Consider the following 24,452-nt stretch of genomic DNA (forward strand, 5'->3'; position numbering starts at 1 on the left):
ACGACTAGACCGCCGTACCAATCGCCTGGGCACACTGCTTGCCGCTCAGCACCGCCCCCTCCATTGAGGCCAGGTAGCGCTGCATGGTGTAGCAGCCGGCCAGGAAGAAGTTGGGGATCGGCGAGGCTTGATCGGGCCGCAGTTGCTGGCAGCCAGGCACGGTTTTGTAAACCGATAGCGGTGTTTTGACCACGATCGACTTGCGCAAAGTGGCCTGGTCGTTGCCGGTGAAGTGCATCGGGAATAGGCGCTTGAGCTCCTCCATCGTGGCCGCCACGATGTCCTCGTCAGAGCGACCAATCCAGTCTTTGGCTGGGGCAAACACCAGCTCCAGCATCGAGCGCTCCGGATCCTCGTATTCCTTACAAGTATTGCTCATGTCTGCATAGACGCTCAGCAGCGGGCTACGGCTGAACAGCAGGTGGTCGATATCGGTGAGCTTGCGATCAAACCAGAGGTGAATATTGATCACCGGCACCCCATTGAGGCCATCGAGCTTCTTGAAATAGGGAATCTCCTTCCAAGCCTCAGGCAGCAGCAGCTTGAAGGGATCTACCGGCATGGCGCTCACGTAGGCGTCGGCCGTAAGCGTGCGGGGCTCCTGGCCCTTGATGCCACCAATCTGGAAAGCCTTCACCGTGCCATCGGCATTGAGCTCGATCTGGCGCAACGGGGAATTCAGGTGAACTTCCCCGCCACGGGCTTCGACGTAATCGACGATCGGCTGGCACAAGCGCTGCGGTGGGTTCCCATCAAGGAAGGCCATCTTGGAGCCATCACCCTCCTGCAGGAAGCGATTTAGGGCGGTGAGCACCACCGTGCTGGAAATTTCATCGGGATCGATGAAGTTCAGCGCCTTGGCCATGGCGATGAATACCTCGTCATTGACCCGCTCGGGAATGTTGTGCAGCCTCAGCCACTCGGTCCAGGAATACTTATCGCATTCTTCTACATATTGCTGGCCGCGCAAAATTGCCGGCACCAAGCCCATGCCGAAGGCAATCTTCTCGGGCCAGGTGAGCAGGTCGTTGTTGCTGAGAATGGCCGCCAAACCATTGAAGGGGGCGGGGATGTCGGGGAAGTCAAAGCGGCTGTAGGTGCCTGGCGTCTCCATTTGGTTGAAAATCATCGAGTGGCTTTTCCACTGCAGACGGTCTTCGATATCCAGCTCCTTAAACAGCTGGCGCATGTTGCGGTAGGCGCCGAAAAAGATGTGCAAACCGGTCTCATACCAGTCGCCGTCTTCGTCCTGCCAGGCCGCCACCTTGCCGCCCAGCACGTCGCGGGCTTCCACCACCACCGGCGTATGGCCGGCATCACAGAGGTACTTCGCGCACGACAGCCCGGCGAGCCCTGCTCCGGCAATGACGACGCGCATACCAACTTTCAAAAATCCAGATGCAACCTTAAAGGGGGCGCCTGACCCCTGCGGCTGGGGGGGGGGTTTCTAGAGTTGGGACATCGGGTGCCCGCAATCCCCTCCCCATGGCTGACCCTCGCCTCGCTGACTCACTCCCTGCCGAATCCCGCCCTGCAGAGACCTTGCTGAAGTCCACCACACGCCATGTGCGGCTGTTCACCGCCCGAGTGGAGGACGGCAACCTGCTGCCTGATCCCAGCCAGCTCACCATGGATGTGGATCCCGATAACGAGTTCCTCTGGGACGCCCCGGTGCTGGCCAAGGTGCAAGACCACTTCCGCGAGCTGGTGGCCGCCCAAGCCGGCGCCGACCTCACCGAATACAACTTGCGCCAGATCGGTTCGGAGCTGGAAGGGCTAATTCGCCAGCTACTCCAGGCCGGCGAGCTTCGCTACAACCCGGATGCCCGGGTGCTCAACTTCTCCATGGGCCTGCCCCGCAGCACGGAAAGCCTGTGAGCCGCTCCCGCTACAGCTCAGATCGCTACGCCGGTGAGCGCCCGGATGAGGGTCGTCCCCCCGGAGGGCGTTACGCAGAGGATGCCTATGAGCGAGGCGGTCGCCGCAATGAGCCCAGGCGGCCGGCCGGGGGCGGCAATAAAGGCGGCCCTGTTGGCAGTGGTCCTGGCGGAAGTGGTCCTGGTGGCACAGGCCCCTTTCATTTCAACGTGGGCACCCTGGCGATCCTTGCCGGCGTGCTGGTCGTAGGAATCGGCATCGGCACCGCCATCTCCAGCACCACCCAGGGCGACCAGGGCAACATCGCCAGCAGCCAGCAGCTCGACATGGCGGTGCCCGATCCGGAGTTCTGCCGCCAGTGGGGCGCCAGTGCCTTCGTGATGGACGTGGAGCTTTACACCACCATGAACCCCAGCTCCAGCTTCGTGACCCAGCCGGAGCTCAAGGCCGGCTGCGTTATTCGCCGGGAAAACTGGAGCGTGTTGCAGAAGGAAGGAGCCGTAACCAACGAACAGATGCGCCAGTGCAAGCAGCGCATGAACACCTTCGCCTACATCGGCTCAGTGAAAGACAAGCCAATCGTGCGCTGCGTCTACCAAACAGACACCAGCCAAAACAAATTCCTGACCAAGGGCGTGGCTGATGACACGGTGGGCGTCACCCCCGAAGCCGATCAGTTCTGAGTGAGAGCCTCCTGCTGCTGCTGCTGCAACGGCCGGCGCAGGGGGCTATCGGGGCTGGCAAACACGGGCAGAACCTCCTTGCGGAAGGCATCGGCAGCCCGGGAGCAATAGCGGGCTGGATGGGTGATCAGCTTCAGTTGGCGGCGCACGAGCAGATCGGCCACCTGGGGACGATGCAGGCTGCCAGCCGAGAGCTCCCGCTCAATTGAGACCACTGGCAGGAAGGCGGCCCCAAGACCCGACTGAACGGCGTTTTTGATCGCCTCAAAGGAATTGAGCTCCATCTCGATCTTGAGCCGGCCCACATCCAGCCCGGAGCGGGCCAACAGCTGGTCAACCATTTTGCGAGTGGTCGACTGGGCATCAAGGCAGACAAAGCCCAGCCGGTAGAGGTCGTCTTTCGTGAGCTCGGGCAGGCGGGCCAGCGGATGCTTCACCGGCAGCACCAGGGCCAGCTCATCGCTGGCATAGGGCACCACCTGCAGCAGCTCCCCCAATTCAGTGGGCAGCTCTCCGCCGATGATCGCAAGATCCACCTGGCCATTGGCCACGCTCCAGCCGGTGCGGCGGGTGCTGTGCACCTGCAACTGCACCGCCACTTCGGGGTACTTCTGCCGAAACAGACCGATCATTCGCGGCATTAAATAAGTGCCGGTGGTCTGGCTGGCGCCAACGATGAGCGAGCCGCCGCGCAGGTTGTGCAGGTCTTCTAGAGCCCGGCAGGCCTCCTGGCACTGGCTCAGGATTCGGTCGCAGTAGCTGAGCAGCAGGTGGCCGGCCTCGGTGAGCTGGGCCTTGCGCCCGCCCCGATCAAACAGGCTGACGCTGAGCTGCTTCTCCAGATTCTGAATTTGCAGGCTCACCGCCGGCTGAGTCACGTAAAGGCTGTCTGCGGCCTTCTTGAAGCTCCCCTCAGAGGCGATGGCCCGCAGGATGCGGAGCTGATCAAGAGTGAAAGGCAGGTCTGCCATTGGGTTGCCTGGATCGGCCGGAGCCTGCCAGCTGGCGAGTACAAAACTCTAGGGGGGAAGCCTGGCAGCGAGAATTAAGAGCTTCACAACTCCCCATCCGACCCGTGCCCCCCAGCTCTTTGCACCACAGCAGCTGGGTAATGCTCGCCCTGTTGCTGGCTTTCGCCGTAATTCACAGCGGGGGAGCCTCGCTGCGGGTGTGGGGCGCAGCAAAAATTGGCGAGCGGGCCTGGCGGCTGCTGTTTGCCGCGGTGAGCATCCCCTCAGCCGTGGTGGTGATTGGCTACTTCCTGGCCCATCGCTACGACGGGGTGCGCCTCTGGAATCTCCAGGACCAGCCTTGGATCGTGCCCGTGGTGTGGGGAGGCACCGCTATCAGCTTTTTGTTTCTTTATCCAGCCACCTACAACCTGCTGGAAATCCCGGCGGTGCTCAAGCCCCAGGTGCGGCTTTATGCCACCGGCATCATTCGCATCAGCCGCCATCCCCAGGCTGTGGGCCAGGTCCTCTGGTGCGCCACCCACCTGCTCTGGATCGGCAGCAGCTTCATGGTGGCCACCTGCGCAGGCCTGATCGCCCACCATCTCTTCGCCATCTGGAATGGCGACCGGCGCCTGGCCAAGCGCTTCGGTAGCGCCTTTGAGGAGCTGAGGGATAGCACCTCGATCCTTCCCTTTAGAGCGATATTGACCGGCCGCCAGCAGCTGGTTCCCAGCGAATTTCTACGGCCAGCCCAGCTGGGCATTGCCATTGCCGTAGGGGTGTTTTGGTGGGCCCATCGCTTCATCGGCCTCGGCGCAACGAGCTTCGCTCGCACAGGCTTGGCCCACCTGCTGGGCTGAGTGCTGCTCGCCGCCAAGCTCCCCGCCCATGGGCGAGCCCGCACAGGCCTGGATATGCACCTGTTTGGCTGCCTACACTTGCGCCAACCAGCTTGCAGCGCATGCCGTCAGCCGCCGAACTCGCCTGGTTGATTCCGGTGCTGCCCCTGGTCGGGGCTTCTATTACCGGTCTGGGGCTGATCAGCTTCAACCGCACCGTCAATCGGCTGCGCAAACCAGTGGCCTGGTTGCTGATCAGCTGCGTAGGAGCGGCTGCCGTGCTGAGCTACGCCGTATTGGCCCAGCAACTGGCGGGTGCACCGCCCACCGAAGTGCTGTTCAACTGGGCCAGCGCCGGCACCTTCAACCTGCAGATGGGCTTCCGGGTGGACGCCCTCGGCGCCGTGATGCTGTCGTTGGTGACCACCATCGCCGTGCTGGTGATGGTTTATTCCGATGGCTACATGGCCCACGACAAGGGCTATGTGCGCTTTTTCACCTACCTAGCCCTATTCAGCAGCTCGATGCTGGGCCTGGTGATCAGCCCCAACCTGCTGGAGATTTATGTGTTCTGGGAGCTGGTGGGCATGTGCTCCTACCTGCTTGTGGGCTTCTGGTACGACCGCGATGGCGCCGCCAATGCGGCCCAAAAAGCATTTGTGGTGAACCGGGTTGGCGACTTCGGTCTGCTGCTGGGAATCCTGGGTCTGTTCTGGGCCACTGGCAGCTTCGGCTTTGAGGAAATTGGCAGCCGGCTGCAGGAGGCCGTGGCCGGCGGCAGCGTTTCCAATGCTGCAGCGATCCTGCTGTGCCTGCTGGTGTTCATGGGACCGATGGCAAAATCGGCCCAATTCCCCCTGCACGTCTGGCTGCCGGATGCAATGGAGGGCCCGACCCCCATTTCCGCCCTGATCCACGCGGCAACCATGGTGGCCGCCGGTGTGTTCCTGGTAGCCCGGTTGCAACCCGTTTACGAACCCTTCCCGGCTGTGCAGGCCACGATCGCCGTGGTGGGAACCATCACCCTGGTGCTTGGGGCTTCGATTGCTCTCACCCAGATGGATCTCAAGAAAGGTCTGGCCTACAGCACCGTTTCCCAGCTCGGTTACATGATGCTGGCCATGGGCTGCGGCGCTCCGGTGGCTGGGATGTTCCACCTGGTGACCCACGCCTTCTTCAAGGCCATGCTGTTCCTTGGCTCTGGGTCGGTGATCCACGCCATGGAAGAGGTAGTGGGCCATGAGCCCGTGCTCGCCCAGGACATGCGCTTGATGGGTGGGCTGCGCAAACACATGCCGATCACCAGCAGCACCTTCCTGATTGGCTGCGTCGCCATCGCCGGCATTCCCCCTTTGGCTGGCTTCTGGAGCAAGGACGAGATCCTCGGCGTGGCCTTTGGTTCATTCCCCGTGCTCTGGGTGGCTGGCTTCATCACCGCCGGCATGACCGCCTTTTATATGTTCCGCCTCTACTTCCTCACCTTTGAGGGGGAGTTTCGCGGCAATGATCAGGCCATGCGGGCCCAGCTGCTGGCTGAAGCAGGGAAAACCACCGATGACCAGGGCGATGGCCACGGCGACGACCATGGCCACGCCAGCCATCCCCATGAATCCGGCTGGCAGATGGCCATGCCCCTGGCCGTCCTGGCCGTGCCCTCTGTGCTGGTAGGCCTGCTGGGCACCCCCTGGAACAGCCGCTTTGGCAACCTGCTCGACCCCAAGGAGGCGGCCGAGGTGGCGGAACACTTCAGCTGGAGTGAATTCCTGCCCCTAGCCGGAGCCTCCGTTGGCATCTCCATCGCCGGCATAACCGTGGCCGTGCTGGCCTACGCGCTGCACAAAATCGATCTGGGCAAAGCCGTAGCCGCTCGCTTCCCGGCACTTAATGCTTTCCTGGCCAATAAGTGGTATCTCGATGCGATCAACGACAAGTTGTTCGTGCAGGGCAGCCGCAAACTGGCCCGCCAGGTGCTGGAGGTTGATTCCAAGGTTGTTGATGGGGTCGTAAACCTCACCGGCCTGGTGACCCTGGGCAGCGGCGAGGGGCTCAAATACTTCGAAACCGGCCGGGCCCAGTTCTATGCCCTGATCGTGTTTGGCGGTGTCATCGCCCTGGTTGTTCTGTTCGGCTCGCTGGGCTGATCGGTTCGGCCGTTACGCCCGCTGCGCGGGCAACACGGCCTCGGCCGCTCAGCCAAGCGAGCCTCACACCGCGCGCGATTACCCTGCCGCACCAGCGAGCCTCAAGCCGCGCGACCGCCTTCCCTGCCTCGCGACAACGCCTGCGCCCGCCCTTGGCTGATCCCCAGGCGTAAGCGCGTAGCGCGTGCCTGGGGATCAGCCAAGGGCGGGCGTGAGGCACAACTCTGTGTGACATCCCCCATCAGCAGAGTGCCGGGCCCGACTGCATTTCTACACTCCGGGCAAACGGTGAGGCCTGGTTCGTGCCCTTCCCATGGTTGAGCGCGTCGATCCTTTTCCCGATCGCAGCGGCCCTGGTAATTCCTTTCATTCCCGATGCCGGCGACGGCAAGCGGATTCGCTGGTATGCCCTTGGCATCACCCTGATCACCTTCTTGATCACCGTGGGGGCCTACCTCAACGGCTATGACCCGGCGGTCGAAGGACTGCAGCTGGTGGAGCGGGTTCAGTGGCTACCCAGCCTGGGGCTGGCCTGGTCGGTGGGGGCAGACGGCATCTCGATGCCCCTGATCCTGCTTACCAGCTTCATCACCTCCCTGGCGGCTCTGGCGGCCTGGCCGGTGACCTTCAAGCCCAAGCTCTTTTATTTCCTGCTGCTGCTCATGGATGGCGGCCAGATCGCCGTGTTCGCCGTGCAGGACATGCTGCTGTTCTTCCTGGCCTGGGAGCTGGAGCTGTTGCCGGTGTATCTGCTGCTGGCTATCTGGGGCGGCAAAAAGCGTCAGTACGCAGCCACCAAATTCATCCTCTACACAGCCGGTAGCTCCCTGTTCATTTTGGTGGTGGGCCTGGCGATGGCCTTCTACGGCGGTGGCACCCCCAGCTTTGAGTACACGGACCTGATGGCCAAGGACTTCTCAACGAAGTTCCAGCTATTCGCCTACGCAGGCCTGCTGATCGCCTTTGGGGTGAAGCTGCCGATTGTGCCCCTGCACACCTGGCTGCCCGATGCCCACGGCGAGGCCACGGCTCCGGTGCACATGCTGCTGGCTGGCATCTTGCTGAAGATGGGGGGCTACGCCTTGCTGCGCTTCAACGTGCAGCTGCTCCCCGAGGGGCATGCCCAATTTGCGCCGCTGCTGGTGGTGCTGGGGGTGGTGAACATCATCTACGCCGCCCTCACCTCGTTTGCCCAGCGCAACCTCAAACGCAAGATCGCTTACAGCTCGATCAGCCACATGGGCTTCGTGCTGATCGGCATCGGCAGCTTCAGTGCCCTTGGCACCAGCGGCGCCATGTTGCAAATGATCAGCCACGGCCTGATCGGAGCCAGCCTGTTCTTCCTGGTGGGCGCCACCTACGACCGCACCCACACCCTCCAGCTCGACGACATGGGCGGAGTTGGCCAGAAAATGCGCAAGATGTTTGCGCTGTGGACTATCTGCTCCCTGGCCTCCCTTGCCCTACCAGGCATGAGCGGCTTTGTGTCCGAGCTGATGGTGTTCACGGGCTTCGTGACCAGCGAGGCCTATTCGCTCAGCTTCCGCATCGTGATGGCGGCTCTAGCGGCGGTGGGCGTGATCCTCACCCCGGTGTACCTGCTCTCGATGCTGCGGGAAATCTTCTTCGGCAAGGAAAACGCTGAGCTCGCCTCCCACACGCACCTGGTGGATGCGGAGCCCCGGGAGATCTACGTGATCAGCTGTCTGCTGGTGCCGATCGTGGGCATCGGCCTCTACCCCCGGGTGATGACCGACACCTACCGGGCTTCGATCGAGGCCCTTGTGCAACGGGAGACCACCGCCCTGGCCAAGGTGATTCAGCCGCCGCCGGGCGATCTGATTCGCCAACCGCTGCTTTCGGCGCCAGCCCTGCCGGCCTGATCCGCCGCCCTGGGTAACAAAACTGTGCAGATAGCCCGCGGTGGGTTCACCCCTGGGTTGGCCTAATTACGCTCCTGAGATGAAACAGCTGAACTTTCTGCTGATCTTCAGCTTTGGCCTAGCCATGGTGATGTTCACCCTGGAGAACACAGCCCCCACCACGGTCCACTTCCTGCCAGGACTGAGCGGCACCCTGCCCCTAGCCGCCCTGCTGCTCCTAGTTGGCGGCATCGGCGCCACCGCTGCCTGGGTGTTTGCGGTGTGGACCGGGGTGGTGCGCAAGGTGGAAACGGTGCAGAGCCAGGGCGAATTCGCCGCCCAACAGGTGCGCATCCAGGAGCTGGAAAACGACCTGCAGCGCTACCGAGCCACGGTGGATGCCCAGCTGGGGCTGCTGCCAGCGGCCGGGCAAAGCTCGGCTCCCACCAGTCCCGATGCCGACGAAGCCGTGACCGTGTCAGTTGGCTGACCCCAGCGGTGGTGCTTTGGCAGGGGTGCTGGTGCGAAATGGCCAGCACCGGTAGCGTGCGGCCAATGACTCAGCGGAGGCCTCGGGGCACCATTGGCTGAAGGAGGCGCAAGATTGGCCATACGCCTGCTCCAGGATGCGGCAGAGCGGGGCGATATCGACCCATGGGATGTGGACGTGATCGCCGTGGTGGATGGTTTTCTCGACCAGCTGCGCCAGCGCATTGAGGTGCCCCGCCTGGTGGTAGCAAACGCTCCAAGCCGGGGCGGCAGCTACGAACAGGACCTGGCTGAAGCCAGTGAGGCCTTTTTGGCAGCCTCGGTGTTGGTGAGCCTCAAAGCCGAGGTGCTGGAAGCGGCCACCTTTGCGCAGGAAGCTCCAGACCAGGACGACATCGGCTTTGATTTCGATGCCGATGGCCAAGGCTGGCTGGTGAACCCCGCCCTGGCCCTGCCTCAGCGACCGGAAAGGCACCTCTGGCGCCGGCCCGTAGCGCCGCCACCCCTGCAACGACCGGTGACCCTGGGGGAATTGATCCGCCAGCTCGAGGACATCGCCGAGCGACTCGAAGCGGACGAGGGTCGGATTCGGCCGCGCCACCGCCCTAAGCGCTACAGCGAAAGGGCCGCGATTGAGCAGGTGGCGGCCCTGGCGCACCGCGAGAAGTTGCCGGAAACCACCGCTGCTCTCAGCCATTTTTTACTTAGCTGGGATCCAGCCCACGCCTGGGCCGGCTTCAACGAGCTGGTGCAGGACTGGGCTGCCCACGTGGAAGCCAAGGCTGCGGACGCCGAGCTGGACCGGGACCGGGTGGGGGTTTTCTGGGCTCTGTTGTTTCTCTGCCACCAGGGCAAGGTGGAACTCGACCAGCAGGGCGGGCTGTTTGGCCCTCTGCACCTGCGGCGCCTGCTCCATCCTGGCGAGACCCGCCAACTGCCCCTGGTGCCAGCCCTCGGTGCGGCGGAGCAGGCGCTGGCGGCTTAAGCAGTAGGTCTAAGCTTGCGCCCATGAAGGCGATGATCCTGGCTGCTGGCAAGGGAACACGGGTGCGGCCCATTACGCACACGATCCCCAAGCCGATGATCCCCATCCTGCAAAAACCCGTGATGGAGTTTCTGCTGGAGCTGCTGCGGGAGCACGGGTTCACCGAAATCATGGTGAACGTCTCCCACCTAGCTGAGGAGATCGAGAACTACTTCCGCGATGGTCAGCGCTTCGGTGTTGAAATCGCCTACAGCTTTGAAGGCCGCATCGAAGACGGTGAGCTGATCGGCGACGCGATGGGATCGGCAGGAGGGCTGAAGAAGATCCAGAATTTCCAGCGCTTCTTCGACGACACCTTTGTGGTGCTTTGCGGTGATGCCCTGATCGACCTTGATCTGAGCGAAGCGGTGTGTCGCCATAAGGCCAAGGGCGCCATGGCCAGCATGATCACCAAGCGAGTTCCCAAGGATCAGGTGAGCAGTTATGGCGTGGTCGTCACAGACGACGACGGCAGGGTGCGTTCCTTCCAGGAAAAGCCGGCGGTTGATGAGGCCGCCAGCGACATGATCAACACCGGCATTTATATCTTCGAGCCAGAGGTGCTCGACTTTGTGCCAAGCAACCAGCCCTTCGATATCGGCTCAGACCTATTTCCCAAGCTGGTGCAGGCCGGCGCAGCTTTCTACGCCCTGCCGATGGAGTTTGAATGGGTTGATATCGGCAAGGTGCCGGATTACTGGCAGGCAATCCGCAGTGTTTTGCAGGGCCAGGTGCGTCAGGTTCAGATCCCTGGCAAGGAAGTGAGGCCAGGGGTATTTGCCGGCCTCAACGTGGCTGCTGACTGGGATCAGATCAATATCACGGGCCCAATTTATGTGGGCGGCATGACTCGCATTGAAAACGGCGCCACAATTATTGGCCCAGCGATGATTGGCCCCAATTGCCACATCTGCGAAGGGGCCACAATCGACAACTCGATCATCTTTGACTACTCCCGCATCGGGGCCGGAGTGCGTCTGGTTGAGAAGCTGGTGTTTGGCCGCTACTGCGTTGACCGCAACGGCGACCACTTCGACCTGCAGGAGGCCGCCCTCGACTGGCTGATCACCGATGTGCGCCGGCAGGATGTGTTGTCGCCATCGCCGCAGCAGAAGGCAATGGCCGAACTACTGGGCACCGATCTTGCCCTGAGCAACTCTAACTAGCCCAGCGCTAGGGGCTTCAGGCCGGCCTGCAGCAGGATCGCCGGAATTCGCTCCTCAGCCTTAATGGCCATCAGATGTACCCCCTGGGCAATCTGGAGATAGGCGCCCACCTGTTCCGCGGCGATAGCTATGCCCTCAGCCGCCGGATCTGGCGCCGCAGCCAGGCGGTCGATCACGGCCTGGGGAATGTTCGCGCCGGGCACCACCCGGTTGATGAAGGCGGCGTTGCGGGCCGATTTGAGTAGAAACACACCCGCCAGCACGGGCAGATCAAGCGGTGCGGCGAGGTCACCGACAAAGCGCTTGAGAGCTTCGGCGTCCATCACCATCTGGGTTTGAATGAAGCGGGCACCGGCCTGCTTCTTGCGCAGCAGCCGGCTCTTGAGACCACTCCAACTAGCCGACTGGGGATCGGCAGCTGCACCTGCAAATAGGTCGGTGGGTCCATCGGGCAGCTCACCTTGCACCGGATCCTGCCCGCCATTGAACTGCTGTACCAGCTGCAACAACCGCACCGCCTCCAGCTCATTCACCGGGCGGGCCCCGGGCTGGTCGCCGGCCCGCACGGGATCGCCGGTGAGGCAGAGCAGGTTGCGCACGCCCAAGGCATGGGCGCCTAGTAATTCGGCCTGCAGGGCAATGCGGTTGCGATCGCGGCAGGCCAGCTGCAGCACCGGCTCGATGCCGGCGTCAAGCAGCAGGCGGCATAGGGCCAGGCTGCTCATCCGCATCACGGCGCGGCTGCCATCAGTGACGTTTACCGCATGGACCCAGCCACGCAGGGACCCTGCGGCCGCCAATGAGCGCGAGGGATCCCCTCCCCTAGGTGGCATCACCTCTGCGGTGAGAGCTGGCTGCCCGCTAGCAAGTGCCCGTTGAAGCAACAAACCAATCGCGCCACTTGGGACCATCATGGAACAGCGCCCTGCCTACAGTGCTGGCAAGCGCTCGGCTTGGGCCCATGGATTCCAATCACGCCACGGGAGGCTCCCTCGGCCAGGTGCGCCATGAGCTGTCGGAGCGGGAAATTGAGATAATTGAATTGGTGGCCAAGGGCCTAACCAACCAGGAGATCGCCGAATCGCTGACGATCAGCAAGCGCACCGTGGACAACCACGTGAGCAACGTCTTCACCAAAACAGGCGCCAAGAACCGGGTAGCCCTGCTGAATTGGGCCATGGACCACGGCAAAATCTGCCGTGACGGCTTCAACTGCTGCTCGATTGAACCCGGCAAGTCTTAGCTAGCTGCAGGCTCGAACAGGGCCAAGCGCTCCGCTTCTGGCCAGAGAGCCAGGGGCCGGCGGGCCAGGGCCGCATTGCTTAGCTCATGGCGCCCGGTTAGCTCACGCCCGCACCAGGCGGGCGGCTGGAGGGCCAAGCCTTGCTCCAGCCCCTGCGGCTCCAGTTCCACCTCGGCTACTACCAGCGGTGCATTCGCACCCTCAAATACGTCGAGCACCCACTCCCCACCTGGCAGATCAAGTCCGTAGCGCACTTTGCAAAGGCGCTGGGGCGCCAACGCCAGCAGGGCAGCAGCATCCGCCTCTGGAATGGCGTATTCGAATTCCTGGCGCACCAATCCCTCCGGCAGCAGGCCCGGGGCTTCAAGAGGCTGCTCGCTGCGGGCCTTGAGAGTGAGCCAGGCACCGGCTACGGCCTCTTCACCGCTGGCACGGCGCACCCGCACGGTGAAGCCATCGGCGCTCGCCACCAAGTAGCCCTGTTGCAGCTGGGCTTGCCAGCAGATATGGCGGCGCCAGTCCAGCCCCTCCACCAGAAAGCGGCGTTCAATTTCCAGGGCCATGGGGCGATTTGGGGCGGGGGGAGCAGGGGGGTTTAGTTGTGGGACGGCTCGATGGCGGTGAGGCTGCCAGCCCAATGCAGCTTGTGGGTGAGGGTGCGGTAGTAGGAGGGGCTTTGCTCAAGAAGCACCTGCAGGGCCGGGTGGGGGCTGCGCTCCACCAGGGCCCGATCGCCTGGTTCCAGCACGGTGGCATGGGCGCCATCCTTCCAAAGCTTGACCCGGCGACTGGTTTCGCCCAGGGGCCACACCGAAAGCTGGGCCCTGGGCGGCACCACCACGGCCCGGCTCGAGAGGCTCATCGGGCAGATCGGATTAACCACGATCGCTTCGATGCCCGGGTGCAGGATCGGCCCACCGGCAGCCATGGCGTAGCCAGTAGAGCCGGTGGGAGTGGCGATGATCAGACCGTCGCCACGGTATTGATCCACTACCTCACCATCGATCTCCAGCTCCAGCACGCAGGTGGGGGACACCTCATCGAGGCAGGGCCGGAAATAGAAGTCGTTGAGAGCCAGATGGGCAATTTCTGAGCCATCAACGCCGTCGCCCCGGTCGATATGGGCCTGCAACATCATGCGCCGCTCCAGGGCATAGCGTTCTTGACGCAGCCGGTCCCAGAGGCTCTCCTCCTCGCTCTTGAGGGCGTCGGTGCTCAGGCGCAGCAGACGGCGATCGTGGGTGAGAAAGCCGAGGTGGCCGCCCACGTTGAAACTGAGGATCGGCACATCGAGGGGGGCCAGATGGCGGGCCGCACCGAGCACGGTGCCATCGCCCCCCAGCACCAGGGCTAGATCGGGCAGCTCGGCTTCCGTGGCCAGCAAACCGGGAAAGGGATTGCGAGCCAGGCCACTGGAGGCCACCACCACATGAACCCCCTGGGCCGCCAGATCTTCTGCGCAGCGCTTGGCCTGGCGGTGGGCCGCCTGGCTGCCAGACCTAGAAATCAGCCAGACCCGCTCAAGCCGCATCGCTAAAGGACCGGCTACCAGCGCAACAGGTTGAAGCGCTCCATATCAACCGTTTCGCGGTTGCGATAAAGGGAGAGCAGGATCGCCAGACCAACGGCCGCCTCAGCCGCGGCCACGGTGATCACGAAGATGGCAAACACCTGGCCGCGGATCAGCTGGCCATCGAGATAGTTGGAGAAAGCCATCAGGTTGATGTTGACGGCATTAAGCATCAGCTCAATGCTCATCAACACGCGCACCGCATTGCGGCTGTTGATCAATCCCCAGACACCTGTGCAAAACAATACCGCCGCCAGGGCCAGGTAGGCCTGCAGGGGGATGGTGGTGGGGATGGTGAACTCCATGGCGGTGGCAATGATGGCGGTGGCAGTGAGGCTGAGAGGGCGCTGAAACGCCCGCTAGCGAGGAGAGTTTTCCAGCAACAGGGGGGTGCGCTCCTTCTCGATCAGGCCCTGATCGACTGCCTCACCTGTGATCACATCGCTGCTGAGCACATCGCGGCGGGCCAAAACGATGGCGCCGATCATCGACATCAGCAGCAGCACCGAAGCCAGCTCAAAGGGCAGGAGGTAGTCACTGAAGAGGTGCTCGCCAATGCGAATCGTGGCCTCCTCGCCCACGGGTTCTGGGCCAGGTAGGGGCCAAGGGGTAGTGAAGGCCACCCGAATCAGCAGCAAAAACAAGCCACCGCAGACAGCGCCGGAAAGCAGACGCCGGAGACCAAGCCCGGGAATGGCCGCCAGATTTTCCTTTTTATTAACGAGCATGATCGCGAACAGGATCAGCACGTTGACGGCGCCCACATAGACGAGCACTTGGGCCGCTGCCACGAAACTGGCATTTAGCAGCAGGTAGAGACCCGCCACCGAAAGAAATACTCCGCCCAGCAGGAAGGCCGAATAAACAATGTTGGGCAGCAACACCACCCCGAGGGCTCCTAGCACCAAGGTGGCGGAGAGAGCCACGAAGCAGATCAGCTGGGTAATGGAGGAGATAGTCATGACGCGTCTCCGCTAGGCAGGGATTCGAGCACCTGCTCGGGCAGTTTGCCCACCCGCGGCGCCGTATCCGGCACATCATGAGGATCGAGTACTCCCTTGGGCAGGTAGACCAGCTCCCGCAGGGGAACTACGGCCGGATCGCTGGTGACACTTGTAGGCAGGCGACCAAGGGCGATGTTGTCGAAGTTGAGGCTGTGGCGATCAAAAGCTGCCAGCTCGTATTCCTCGGTCATCGAAAGGCAGTTGGTGGGGCAGTACTCCACGCAGTTGCCACAGAAAATGCACACCCCGAAGTCAATCGAGTAGTTGCGCAGCTCCTTTTTCTTGGTGGCTTTGTTCATCACCCAATCCACAACCGGCAAGTTGATCGGGCAGACCCGTACACACACCTCACAGGCGATGCACTTGTCGAATTCATAGTGGATGCGGCCCCGATAGCGCTCCGAGGGGATCAGCTTCTCGTAGGGGTACTGAACGGTGATCGGCCGGCGCCGCAGGTGATCAAAGGTCACCGCCAGACCCTGGGTCAGGTAGTTGGCCGCACCCACCGCATCGCGGGTGTAGTCACCGACTTTCTTGAGAAACCCGAACATGGAGTTGGCTCTGGGGGGAGGCGGTCTGAGTGGGTCAGCCCATGATGGCTGGTCTGGAGAAAAGCTGGGTTCAGGCGCGGTCAGCCGCCAAACACAGCCGGGAAGGCCAGCTTGAGCGCTGCCGTGATCAGCAGGTTGACCAGGGCAATCGGCAACAGAAACTTCCAGCCCAGATCGAGCAGCTGGTCGATGCGCACCCGCGGCGTGGTCCAGCGCAGCAGGATCGCCAGAAACACCAGCAGGTAGGCCTTGAGCACCGTCATGACGATGCCTACGGAGCCGGTGATCAGCTGCACCAAGGGTGCATCGATCGGCTGGTGCAGCCAGCTGGCCAGCCACTCAACGGGGATGGGGAACCCCCAGCCGCCTAGGTAAAGCACCGACACCAGCAGGGCCGAGAGCACCAGGTTGATGTAGCTGCCCAGATAGAAGAGGGCGAACTTCATGCCCGAATACTCGGTCTGGTAGCCAGCCACCAGCTCCTCTTCCGCCTCGGGGAGGTCGAAGGGCAGGCGCTCACATTCGGCCAAGGCGCAGATCCAGAAGATCACGAAGCCCACCGGCTGACGCCAGATGTTCCAGCTGAGGATGCCAGCGCCGGTCTGCTGGTTGACGATGTCAACGGTGCTGAGCGAGTTGCTCATCATCACCACCGCCAGCACAGCCAGGGCCAGGGGAATCTCGTAGCTGATCGACTGGGCCGCCGCCCGCAGACCGCCCAGCAGCGAATACTTGTTGTTTGAGGCGTAGCCGCTCATCAGCAGGCCGATCGGCTGAATGCTGCTCAGGGAGATCCAAAGGAAAATACCGATCCCCACATTGCTGATCAGCAGGTGCTGGCCGAAGGGCACCACCAACCAGCTGAGGATCACCGGAATCAGCACCAGCACTGGGCCGAGGGTGAACAGCAGGCCGTCAGCCCGGGCCGGAATGATGTCTTCCTTAAACACCAGCTTGAGGCCATCGGCCATCGGCTGGAGAACGCCGAGGGCGCCGGCATATTCAGGACCGATGCGCTGCTGCACCGCTGCTGAGATCTTGCGCTCCAGCCAGACGTTGACCAGCACGCCCACCACGGCCGCCACCAGCACCAGCACCATGGGCAGGGGTAGCCACAACAGGTGGGCGGCGGCAGGACTAAGGCCGAAGCCCTGCAGGGCCTGTTCAAAACTGGCCTCTAGATCCAGGCCCGGAGCCGTAGTGGTCAGCATGGCGGCAGCTCAGATGAGGGCAACTTAGCGGGCTCCCACGGGTTGCCAGTCACGGGAGGGCTGACCGGTATAGATCTGGGAGGGCCGGTAGATGCGATTAGCCCCCAGCTGCTCCTTCCAATGGGCCAGCCAGCCAGCCGTGCGGGCGATAGCAAAAATGGGCGTGAAGAGGTCTTCAGGGATGCCGAGCTTGCGGTACACCAGGCCTGAATAGAAGTCGACGTTGGGGAAAATTCCCTTAGGCCCCAGGCGCTCGGCCGCGACCTCCTCCAGCTTGCGGGCTAGGTCGTACATCGGATCGTGACCGAACTGGTCGAAGAGCTGCTCCGCCAGGGTTTGGAGAATCACAGCCCGGGGGTCCTTGACCTTGTATTCCCTGTGGCCAAAACCCATGATTTTTTGCTTGCCGGCAATCGCCCGATCCAGCCAGGGCGCCACCTGATCTGGGCTGCCGATCTGGCCGAGCATCTCCAGTACATCTTCATTGGCACCGCCGTGCAGGGGGCCCGCCAGGGTGCCAACCGCTGACGCCACCACGGCATAGGGGTCGGTGAGGGTGCTGGCAGTCACCCGGGCGCTGAAAGTACTGGCGTTGAGGCTGTGCTCAGCGTGCAGGATCAGACAAGCGTCAAAGATGCGGGCCGCCAGCGGATCGGGCTCCCGCTCCGTGAGCATGTAGAGAAAATTGGCGGCGTAGGCCAGGTCGTCGCGGGGCTGGATCGGATCTTGACCCTTCCTGATCAGCTGGAAGGCCGCCACCATCGTGGGGATCTTGGCGATCAGCCGCACCACCGCCGAAACGATGTATTCGGGGTTGTCGAGGGCTCGACGGGAATAAAAAAGGCCCAGGGAGGCGGCGCTGCTCTGCAGCGCATCCATCGGATGCCCCCCGGAGGGGAAGCACTTCATCATGTCCCTAATGCGGAAGCTGACCCGGCGGTGCATCTGGACCTCCTGCTCAAACTCCTGCAGCTGCTCAGTAGTGGGTAGCTCGCCCCAGATCAGCAGGTAGGCCGTCTCCAGGAAGGAGCTGCTGGATGCCAGCTGGTCTAGGGGGTAACCGCGATAGGTGAGCACCCCCCGCTGGCCATCGATGTCGCAGATCGACGACTGGGTAGCCGGCACCCCTTCCAAACCCGGCCGAAATGGGGCTGGGGTAGCCGCTCCTGTTACTACCAAGCTTCTCCACCGCACTCACTAAGGCGAACTTACGGCTGCCGCTTGCCATCCCGCCGTAGCCGCAGCAACCGTGGGCCAATTAGGGCCTCCAGGCTGGCCCCGGTTGGGCCCAGGCGCAGCAGCACGATGCCTGCCTTGCGCAGAGAAATTGTGCCCGCCGGCAACCCCAGCAGGCTCGAGGCCAGCTCGCCCAGGTCTGGCTCATGGCCCACCAGGCCAAGGCGCTGCCAAGTGCCATCCTGCAGCAGCGGCAGCGGATCACCACCCGGCGCCAGGCGATCCTCCAACTCCAGCGCCGGCGCTAGACCAGCCGCCACACCAATTTCAGCGGTCTGCAGCGCCCGCCGCAGGGGGCTGCTCAGCAGGCGATCACAGTGGAGCTGCAAGCTGCACAACTCCGCCGCCACGGCCGCAGTGCGCTGGCGGCCTTGAGCCGTAAGGGCCCGCTCCTGCTCAGGGCGATCAGGGTGGCGATCTTCGGCGATGCCATGGCGCCAGAGCAGCAGTTCACGCTCGACTGGTTCAATCTCAACCGGTTCGCGCTCAGCTCTAGCCATCAACCGAATTCAAGGCGGGCCTTGAGGTGCAGGTTGGCGTCAGGCTGAGCTTCCCAGCCCAGGCTCAGGCTCTGCACGGCCGGGGCCAGGGGCTGGCCGGCCAGGGCCGACAAAAGCTGCCAGGTGCTCCAGCGCTGCAGCAAGGGCTGGGCCCGTCCCGCCGCCATGGCCCACTGCAGGGGAGCCTGGGGTAAATCGAGGCCGGAGAGCTGCTCCAGCCGCAGCCGGGGCGGCTTGCGGGAGTCACGCTGCTCCTGCAGCACCGCGAGGGTCTGACCCCACCAGGCCAGGCGGCCCTGGCTGGAGCGGGCGCCCTCCAGGCTGGCCTGCAGCTGGTTGACATCGCCGCGGGCGAATCGGCCTCCAGCCTGGCCAGCCTCCAGCCTGGTCCACACCCGTAGATCGGGATCGCCTTCCACCGGCAGCGGCGCGGCGATCAATCCCTCGGCAGCGAGCACCCCAGCGAGGGCGTCCGGCTGCGGTTGGTCGGCGCCAGTGCCGAGCAGCCAGCCCTGAATTGCCTCACTGCGCAGCAACGGGCCATCGGCGGCGGCAGTCACCAGGGCCGGGAACGATCCCGGCTCGGCCTGCAGCACTGCCGCCAGCATGGGCTGCCAGTAGGCCGGCCAAGCGGCGGGGCTCTGCACCAGGGCCAAGCTCTCTGAGGGGCCCTGCAGGGCCGCTAATAGAGCGGCTCCCGTGGAATCAATTTCCCCAATGCCATCCGCAGATGGAGCCGGCACTGCGGCATCTGCAGCGAACTGCAGAAGGGCATCCAGCTCCAAGGAGCGGTTGTCGGGGCGCAGGCTGGCCACCAGCTCCTGCACTACCCCAGGCGCCGTGAACTCACCCGGCAACCCCAACCAAGAGCCCAGGGTTTCTGGCCGGGCTGTTAGCAGCAGCGCCCCCTGGTCAAGGCGTTGAACCGCCTGCTTAAAGCGGGGGCTGGCCGCCTGGTTGAGCTCATCAATCTGGGAGACGTCGAGGGCCTGCTCCAGCACCCCCCGGCCCGACGCGATCAACACCAGGTCGTCGTCGATCAGCGCCGTAGCGATTGGCACCGGGCTGGTGCCCACGAGGGCACCACGGCCACTGATCAAGCCCATGCCGCGATAGCTGCTGATCTGCAGGTCGGTGCCAGCAAGACTGCGGGTCTGCCAGAAGCGCTGCAGAAAGCGGCGGGCGCCGTCAGCGTCGCGACTGCGCAGGGCCAGCAACCAGCCATCGGGCGCCGCCCCGGGCTCTGAGGCCAGTAGGGCAAAGCCGAGTTCGCGGCCCAACCAGGGGGCCAGCTCGCCGGGATAATCGAGGCCGGCGGCGGCGAAAGCACCATCCCTAAGACCTGCGACCGCCTCAGCCGCCTGGCGCCGCTGGCGGGGGGGAGCCACCGCCCGGGCGTAGCCAACCGGCTGCTCGCCATCGCTGAGCAGATAGAGGCTCAGAGCGGCTTGGCGGGGCACAAAGCGGGCCGCCCGGGGCGACACCAGCTGCTGGTGCTGCAGCTGTAGGGGGGAATGCTGCAGCACCAGCCACCAGCCACCCGCCGCCAGGCTCAGCAACAGCAATGCCACAGCCAGCACGACCGCCAAAAACGGGCGGGCCTTCATGCGCCCCACGCAGGATGGGTCCATCTTGACCCCAAGCCACCCCGTCTGCCCGCCATGGCACCTATCGAGACGACACCGCAGACAATCCGGGCCCGCGACCTGCAAGAGCGGCTGGAGCGGGGCGAGGCGATCCAGCTGGTGGACGTGCGCGAAGACACCGAACTGGAATTGGCCCGCCTGCCCCATGCCGTGGTGCATCTGCCCCTGGGCCGATCTAACGAGTGGATTGGCCAGCTCAACCAGCTGCTCGACCGCGACCGCCCTGTGGCCGTGCTGTGCCACGCCGGCGTGCGCAGCTGGCATCTGGGCTGCTGGCTGATGCAGGAACACGGCTTTGGTGCCGTCTGGAACGTGCAAGGGGGCATCGACGCCTGGAGTGTGGAGGTCGATCCGGCCGTACCCCGCTACTGACACCCGCAGGGCTGCGTACGATCGCCTTACTCCTGCGGCGCCCGCTTGCAGTCCGCCTCACCCAGGCCCTTGCCCGCCCGGCAGCAGGAAGTACTGCAGCTCGCCGTGCGCCACTACGTCGACACGATGGAGCCGGTGGGCAGCCAGACCCTGGTGCGCCGTTTTGGCCTGCAGGCCAGCCCGGCGACGGTGCGCTCAGCCATGGGGGCGCTGGAGCAGCGTGGCCTGCTCACCCAGCCCCACCCCTCCGCTGGCCGAATCCCCAGCCAGCAGGGCTATCGCACCTACGTAGATCAGCTGCTGCCCGCACCAGGCGCGGCCGCCCTGCAGCTGGAGCGCGAACTCACCGGACTCAGCCTGCAGTGGGCAGCCCTCGACGATCTGCTCCTGCATCTGAGCCGGCGCCTGGCAGATCTCACGGGCCTGCTCAGCCTGATCACCAGGCCCCAACGCCAGCAGTCCCAGCTGCAGGCCCTCCGACTTGTGGCCAGTGGTGAACGCCTGCTGGTGTTCCTGGTGGAGGGGGGCTCCACAGCCAGCAGCCTCAACTTGCGGCTGCCCTGCCTTGCAGTAGCGGAACTGGCGTCCCTGGAGCGCTGGGTCGCGGTCCAACTGGAGGGCGGCAGCATCGACTGGGCCGCCCTGCCCTCCCATCTAACCAGCAGCGGCGCAGTGCTGCGCCAAGCGCTGGCTAGTCATGGGCAGTCGCGCCAGCTGGAGGGCGAGGGCGCTGTAGCCATGGGCCTCGCTGGCCTGCTTGCCCAGCCGGAATTCAGCCAGACCCTCAGCCTGCGCCCCTTAGTGGAGCTGGTGGAGGATGCGCCCCAACAGCTCCTACCCCAGCCGGGCATTTGGATCGGCGCCGAGCATCCCCACCGGGCCCTGCACCAGTGCGCCGTGGTGCAGGCCAACTACCGCAGCGGCGACGGCGGCGTGGGCCAGGTGGCCTTGGTGGGGCCGATGCGCATGGCCTATGCCACGGCCCGAGCCGCCGTGGGCTCGGTGGCCCAGGCGCTGGAAAGGCTTTTGCGCTAAATCGGGCCCTTAGCGCTCAATTGCAATGCCAAATATTTCCTCAGCTAAAGCCGGTAAACTGATTTCAAACATCAGACCATCCAGTTAATGGACCTCCAATCAGCAGGAGTGATCGATCCTGAGAATTCTCAATCTGGCTGCCCTTGCAGATGGCGGGGTATCTATTGAAGAAGAGAACCTCCTGGACTCTCTGAGCAAACAATACAAACTTCAGGCCAAAATTATTAATTGGGAAGATCAATTATCCGATCCCTCCTGCATAGAGGAGCTGGCAGCTTTGATAAATCCGGAGCGACGGGAACTGGCCATGAAAACCGCCGTGATGGTGGCTTCCGCATCAAGACATCAGCAGGAAGATGAATTCATCTGCGAGCAAGAGCGCTCGATCCTTTCACGACTTGCCAGCGGCCTCGAGCTGAGCCCCGATCAGCTGAAAACGATCGAGAGCGAGGCAGCCGAGGAGCTAAAAGAGCACCCCAACCTGTGGCAGGTGCTTTTTTCGCTTTTCGGCAATCGTTTCGACTTCCCAGTCCTGGGCTGATGCCAGAGCGGGCTGGGATCAGCCCCCCATTTTGTCGCCGAGCTTCTCGGCCACTGTGTTCACGTCCTTGTCGCCGCGGCCCGAGAGGTTGAGCACCACCTCGGTGCCGGGGGCCAAGGTGGGGCAGAGCTTCTCCAGCCAGGCGAAGGCGTGGGCCGTTTCCAGGGCCGGGATGATGCCCTCTAGGCGACAAAGAAGCTGCAGGGCGTCCAGTGCCTCGGTGTCTGTCACGGCGCCGTATTCAGCCCGGCCGATGGTTTTGAGGTAGCTGTGCTCCGGTCCCACACCGGGGTAATCGAGGCCGGCGCTGATCGAGTGGGCCTCCTGCACCTGGCCCTCCTCGTCCTGCAACAGCAGGCTCATGGCGCCGTGCAGCACCCCAACGCGGCCCTCGGTGATGGTGGCGGCATGGCGGCCTGTGGCCACGCCATCGCCGGCGGCCTCAACCCCCACCAGACGCACGTCCGTGTCCTGCACGAAGGGATGGAACAGGCCCATGGCATTGGAGCCACCACCCACGCAGGCAACCAGCACATCGGGATTGCGGCCAAAGGCCTCGTGGCACTGGCGCTTGGTTTCCTCACCGATCACGGCGTGGAAATCGCGCACCAGCATCGGGTAGGGGTGGGGGCCCGCCACCGAACCGAGGATGTAGTGGGTGCTCTCCACGTTGGTGACCCAGTCGCGGATCGCCTCGCTGGTGGCGTCCTTGAGGGTGGCAGTGCCGGCAGTCACAGGTTGCACCGTTGCCCCCAGCAGCCGCATGCGGAACACATTGAGGGCTTGGCGGCGCATGTCTTCCGCGCCCATGTAAACGACGCACTCCAGCCCGAAGCGGGCGCACACGGTGGCGGTGGCCACGCCGTGCTGGCCAGCGCCGGTTTCGGCAATGATCCGCTTTTTGCCCATGCGCAGGGCCAGCAGCGCCTGCCCGAGAGCGTTGTTGATCTTGTGGGCGCCGGTGTGGTTGAGGTCTTCTCGCTTCAGCCAGATGCGGGGGCCGCCCTCGGGCCGGCGGTAGTGCTCGGTGAGCCGCTCGGCCTCGTAGAGGGGATTGGGCCGCCCCACATAGGTGCGCAGCAGGTGGTTGAGCCGGTCGGTGAAGGCCGGATCCTTCCAGGCCTCAGCGGCAGCCTGCTCCAGCTCCGCCAGGGCGGGAATCAGGGTTTCCGGCACGTACTGGCCGCCGAACTGGCCGTAGCGGCCCAGGCTGTTGGGGCGGGCTGCGCGCTCCAGGGCCGCTGGATCGACGCCGCTGGCTGCGGAGATGGGAGGGACGGTGCTTGTCACCGGTGGGAGTATCAGTTCTTGTAAGCCTAAGAAGCCAGCGGCCGGCAGCAGCGCTTCCAGCACACGAGCATCGTTGGACGACGCACGGCGATCCAGAACCACGGCCTGCAAGGGTCCAGAACGAATCAATAATGGTTGTATCGCCTTGAGATCGCTGGCTGCCTTGGCCAAAACCATCACACCCAAAAACCTGCCCGACGCGCTTCATGCCCGGCTCGCCGCGGCGGCCAAGCGGCACCGGCGCAGCCTCAACAATGAAGCGATCGTTTGCCTAGAAGCCGGACTAGGCCATGACCACTTGGCCGAATAGCAGCAGCTAGGAGAGATTCGGACCCTGCGCGACAGCCTGGCTCAGCAGAGCTTTGATCCGGCTGAGATCGATGCCTTCAAGCGCGAAGGTCGGCCTTGATTGTTGTCGACACCAACGTCCTGGCCTATCTGCTGCTGCCAGGGCCCAAAACAAAGTTGGCAGAAGCTCTGTTGCTCGATCAACCCCGCTGGGCAGCACCGCCGCTCTGGCGCAGTGAGTGGCGGAATGTGCTCACCACTTACCTACGGCGTGACCTGCTCCAGCTCTCTCAGGCCGTGGCACTGATGCAACTGGTAGAGGCGCTGCTGGCCGGTCAGGACGAACCCGTGGCGTCCGAACAGGTTTTGCAGCTGGCTCACAGCAGCCGCTGCAGTGCCTACGACTGCGAGTTTGTGGCTGCTGCGCAGCAGCTGGGGGTGCCGCTGGTCACGGAAGACCGCGCTGTTCTTGTTGCATTCCCGGATGTGGCGAGACCCCTGGGTTAAGGGCCGAAGCGGGGGCATTGCAATCCGGGGGAAGGCTGCGCCGACCAGAATCCGAACCAGCGTTGCAGGATTGGGCATGGCCAAGAAGGGCAGCTGGCAGGAATTCAGCAGCAACGCCGCAAGCACGGCCAGACCCACCGCCGCTGGGGCCGGCCCGGCGGGCGCACCCACCCCAAAGGCCCAGCAGCGGGTGCGAGTGCAGCGCACCAAGGCAGGCAAGGGCGGAAAACTGGTGACGGCGATCACGGGCCTTGAGGCGCCGGAAGCCGAGCTGAAAACGCTGCTCAAACAGCTCAAGGCCGTTGCCGGCACCGGCGGCACCGTCAAAGACGGCGTGATTGAGCTGCAGGGCGACCAAGTGGCTCCGGCGCTCGCTGCCCTTGAAAAGGAGGGCTACCGGCCCAAGCAGGCGGGGGGCTGAAA

Annotated in this window: 27 protein-coding genes and 1 pseudogene; 15 read left to right on the forward strand and 13 right to left on the reverse strand. The window is 63.7% G+C overall.

The window, feature by feature from the left end; all coding sequences use genetic code 11:
• Positions 1-4: 4 nt before the first annotated feature.
• Positions 5-1,378, reverse strand: a complete 1,374-nt coding sequence (gene pds / locus C7K55_RS10370; RefSeq protein WP_106632657.1) for a 15-cis-phytoene desaturase — start codon at positions 1,376-1,378, stop codon at positions 5-7.
• A gap of 107 nt (positions 1,379-1,485) precedes the next feature.
• Between pds and C7K55_RS10375 the strand changes: the two genes are divergently transcribed.
• On the forward strand, positions 1,486-1,878 hold the full coding sequence (locus C7K55_RS10375) for an NAD(P)H-quinone oxidoreductase subunit M (RefSeq protein ID WP_106632658.1): 393 nt from the start codon (positions 1,486-1,488) through the stop codon (positions 1,876-1,878).
• A complete protein-coding gene (locus tag C7K55_RS10380) occupies positions 1,875-2,561 on the forward strand; it encodes a DUF3172 domain-containing protein (RefSeq protein WP_241518310.1) in 687 nt (228 codons plus the stop codon). The genes C7K55_RS10375 and C7K55_RS10380 overlap by 4 nt, the downstream gene beginning before the upstream one ends.
• Here the strand turns inward: C7K55_RS10380 and C7K55_RS10385 are convergent.
• Entirely contained in the window at positions 2,552-3,532 is a 981-nt protein-coding gene (locus C7K55_RS10385) for a LysR family transcriptional regulator (RefSeq protein ID WP_106632659.1), read from the reverse strand. The genes C7K55_RS10380 and C7K55_RS10385 overlap by 10 nt on opposite strands.
• Before the next feature lie 140 nt (positions 3,533-3,672).
• Here C7K55_RS10385 and C7K55_RS10390 point away from each other — a divergent pair, with 140 nt between their 5' ends.
• From C7K55_RS10390 to C7K55_RS10415, 6 genes are all read left to right on the forward strand, one after another.
• Positions 3,673-4,374, forward strand: a complete 702-nt coding sequence (locus tag C7K55_RS10390) for an NnrU family protein (RefSeq protein WP_106632721.1) — start codon at positions 3,673-3,675, stop codon at positions 4,372-4,374.
• A gap of 101 nt (positions 4,375-4,475) precedes the next feature.
• Positions 4,476-6,494 (forward strand): NAD(P)H-quinone oxidoreductase subunit 5, encoded by a 2,019-nt coding sequence (locus C7K55_RS10395; protein WP_106632660.1) that lies wholly within the window; start codon positions 4,476-4,478, stop codon positions 6,492-6,494.
• A gap of 302 nt (positions 6,495-6,796) precedes the next feature.
• The gene (locus C7K55_RS10400; protein ID WP_106632661.1) at positions 6,797-8,377 is read left to right on the forward strand and encodes an NAD(P)H-quinone oxidoreductase subunit 4; all 1,581 of its coding nucleotides are present in this window, start codon (positions 6,797-6,799) and stop codon (positions 8,375-8,377) included.
• Positions 8,378-8,456: 79 nt separating this feature from the next.
• Positions 8,457-8,846 carry a lipopolysaccharide assembly protein LapA domain-containing protein gene (locus C7K55_RS10405; RefSeq protein WP_106632662.1) on the forward strand — a complete coding sequence of 130 codons (390 nt, stop codon included), beginning with the start codon at positions 8,457-8,459 and terminating at the stop codon, positions 8,844-8,846.
• A gap of 93 nt (positions 8,847-8,939) precedes the next feature.
• On the forward strand, positions 8,940-9,830 hold the full coding sequence (locus C7K55_RS10410) for a segregation/condensation protein A (protein ID WP_106632663.1): 891 nt from the start codon (positions 8,940-8,942) through the stop codon (positions 9,828-9,830).
• 23 nt (positions 9,831-9,853) lie between these two features.
• On the forward strand, positions 9,854-11,035 hold the full coding sequence (locus tag C7K55_RS10415) for a nucleotidyltransferase family protein (protein ID WP_106632664.1): 1,182 nt from the start codon (positions 9,854-9,856) through the stop codon (positions 11,033-11,035).
• Here the strand turns inward: C7K55_RS10415 and C7K55_RS10420 are convergent.
• Complete coding sequence (locus C7K55_RS10420; protein WP_106632722.1) at positions 11,032-11,946, reverse strand: methylenetetrahydrofolate reductase; 915 nt, start codon at positions 11,944-11,946, stop codon at positions 11,032-11,034. The two genes, C7K55_RS10415 and C7K55_RS10420, sit on opposite strands and share 4 nt — an antisense overlap.
• A 50-nt stretch (positions 11,947-11,996) precedes the next feature.
• On the opposite strand from C7K55_RS10420, the gene pedR reads away from it, so the two are divergent.
• The gene (pedR, locus tag C7K55_RS10425; protein WP_106632665.1) at positions 11,997-12,278 is read left to right on the forward strand and encodes a photosynthetic electron transport-dependent transcriptional regulator PedR; all 282 of its coding nucleotides are present in this window, start codon (positions 11,997-11,999) and stop codon (positions 12,276-12,278) included.
• On the opposite strand, the gene C7K55_RS10430 is transcribed toward pedR, so the two are convergent.
• From C7K55_RS10430 to C7K55_RS10470, 9 genes and pseudogenes are all read right to left on the reverse strand, one after another.
• Positions 12,275-12,841, reverse strand: a complete 567-nt coding sequence (locus tag C7K55_RS10430; protein ID WP_106632666.1) for a CYTH domain-containing protein — start codon at positions 12,839-12,841, stop codon at positions 12,275-12,277. The genes pedR and C7K55_RS10430 overlap by 4 nt on opposite strands.
• Positions 12,842-12,873: 32 nt before the next feature.
• Complete coding sequence (locus C7K55_RS10435; protein ID WP_106632667.1) at positions 12,874-13,809, reverse strand: NAD(+) kinase; 936 nt, start codon at positions 13,807-13,809, stop codon at positions 12,874-12,876.
• Between the two features lie 14 nt (positions 13,810-13,823).
• Positions 13,824-14,153: an NADH-quinone oxidoreductase subunit NuoK gene (gene nuoK, locus C7K55_RS10440; protein WP_106632668.1), complete on the reverse strand. Its 330-nt coding sequence runs from the start codon at positions 14,151-14,153 to the stop codon at positions 13,824-13,826.
• A gap of 54 nt (positions 14,154-14,207) precedes the next feature.
• Positions 14,208-14,810: an NADH-quinone oxidoreductase subunit J gene (locus C7K55_RS10445; protein ID WP_106632669.1), complete on the reverse strand. Its 603-nt coding sequence runs from the start codon at positions 14,808-14,810 to the stop codon at positions 14,208-14,210.
• Positions 14,807-15,403: an NAD(P)H-quinone oxidoreductase subunit I gene (ndhI, locus tag C7K55_RS10450; protein WP_106632670.1), complete on the reverse strand. Its 597-nt coding sequence runs from the start codon at positions 15,401-15,403 to the stop codon at positions 14,807-14,809. Before ndhI ends, C7K55_RS10445 begins: the two co-directional genes overlap by 4 nt.
• 80 nt (positions 15,404-15,483) lie before the next feature.
• Complete coding sequence (gene nuoH, locus C7K55_RS10455; RefSeq protein WP_106632671.1) at positions 15,484-16,614, reverse strand: NADH-quinone oxidoreductase subunit NuoH; 1,131 nt, start codon at positions 16,612-16,614, stop codon at positions 15,484-15,486.
• A 24-nt stretch (positions 16,615-16,638) separates the two neighbouring features.
• Positions 16,639-17,793: a citrate synthase gene (locus tag C7K55_RS10460; protein WP_241518311.1), complete on the reverse strand. Its 1,155-nt coding sequence runs from the start codon at positions 17,791-17,793 to the stop codon at positions 16,639-16,641.
• A gap of 284 nt (positions 17,794-18,077) precedes the next feature.
• Positions 18,078-18,350: pseudogene (locus C7K55_RS14240) on the reverse strand (SixA phosphatase family protein); the annotation flags it as partial.
• The gene (locus tag C7K55_RS10470; RefSeq protein WP_241518312.1) at positions 18,350-19,981 is read right to left on the reverse strand and encodes a DUF3352 domain-containing protein; all 1,632 of its coding nucleotides are present in this window, start codon (positions 19,979-19,981) and stop codon (positions 18,350-18,352) included. The pseudogene C7K55_RS14240 and the gene C7K55_RS10470, both read right to left, overlap by 1 nt.
• A gap of 30 nt (positions 19,982-20,011) precedes the next feature.
• Between C7K55_RS10470 and C7K55_RS10475 the strand changes: the two genes are divergently transcribed.
• From C7K55_RS10475 to C7K55_RS10485, 3 genes are all read left to right on the forward strand, one after another.
• Complete coding sequence (locus C7K55_RS10475; protein ID WP_106632675.1) at positions 20,012-20,368, forward strand: rhodanese-like domain-containing protein; 357 nt, start codon at positions 20,012-20,014, stop codon at positions 20,366-20,368.
• A gap of 126 nt (positions 20,369-20,494) precedes the next feature.
• The gene (locus C7K55_RS10480) at positions 20,495-21,403 is read left to right on the forward strand and encodes an HrcA family transcriptional regulator (protein ID WP_106632723.1); all 909 of its coding nucleotides are present in this window, start codon (positions 20,495-20,497) and stop codon (positions 21,401-21,403) included.
• A 307-nt stretch (positions 21,404-21,710) separates the two neighbouring features.
• Positions 21,711-21,944, forward strand: coding sequence for a hypothetical protein (locus tag C7K55_RS10485; RefSeq protein WP_106632676.1), 234 nt, complete (start codon positions 21,711-21,713; stop codon positions 21,942-21,944).
• A gap of 18 nt (positions 21,945-21,962) precedes the next feature.
• Here the strand turns inward: C7K55_RS10485 and trpB are convergent, their stop codons facing one another.
• Positions 21,963-23,234 (reverse strand): tryptophan synthase subunit beta, encoded by a 1,272-nt coding sequence (gene trpB, locus C7K55_RS10490; protein WP_106632724.1) that lies wholly within the window; start codon positions 23,232-23,234, stop codon positions 21,963-21,965.
• Between the two features lie 145 nt (positions 23,235-23,379).
• Here trpB and C7K55_RS13890 point away from each other — a divergent pair, with 145 nt between their 5' ends.
• From C7K55_RS13890 to C7K55_RS10505, 3 genes are all read left to right on the forward strand, one after another.
• The gene (locus C7K55_RS13890) at positions 23,380-23,544 is read left to right on the forward strand and encodes a FitA-like ribbon-helix-helix domain-containing protein (RefSeq protein ID WP_206603503.1); all 165 of its coding nucleotides are present in this window, start codon (positions 23,380-23,382) and stop codon (positions 23,542-23,544) included.
• A 95-nt stretch (positions 23,545-23,639) separates the two neighbouring features.
• Positions 23,640-24,029 carry a type II toxin-antitoxin system VapC family toxin gene (locus C7K55_RS10500; RefSeq protein WP_106632677.1) on the forward strand — a complete coding sequence of 130 codons (390 nt, stop codon included), beginning with the start codon at positions 23,640-23,642 and terminating at the stop codon, positions 24,027-24,029.
• Positions 24,030-24,105: 76 nt separating this feature from the next.
• A complete protein-coding gene (locus tag C7K55_RS10505; RefSeq protein ID WP_106632678.1) occupies positions 24,106-24,450 on the forward strand; it encodes a translation initiation factor in 345 nt (114 codons plus the stop codon).
• Positions 24,451-24,452 lie beyond the last annotated feature (2 nt).

Source organism: Cyanobium usitatum str. Tous (assembly GCF_003011885.1).
Classification (GTDB): domain Bacteria; phylum Cyanobacteriota; class Cyanobacteriia; order PCC-6307; family Cyanobiaceae; genus Cyanobium_A; species Cyanobium_A usitatum.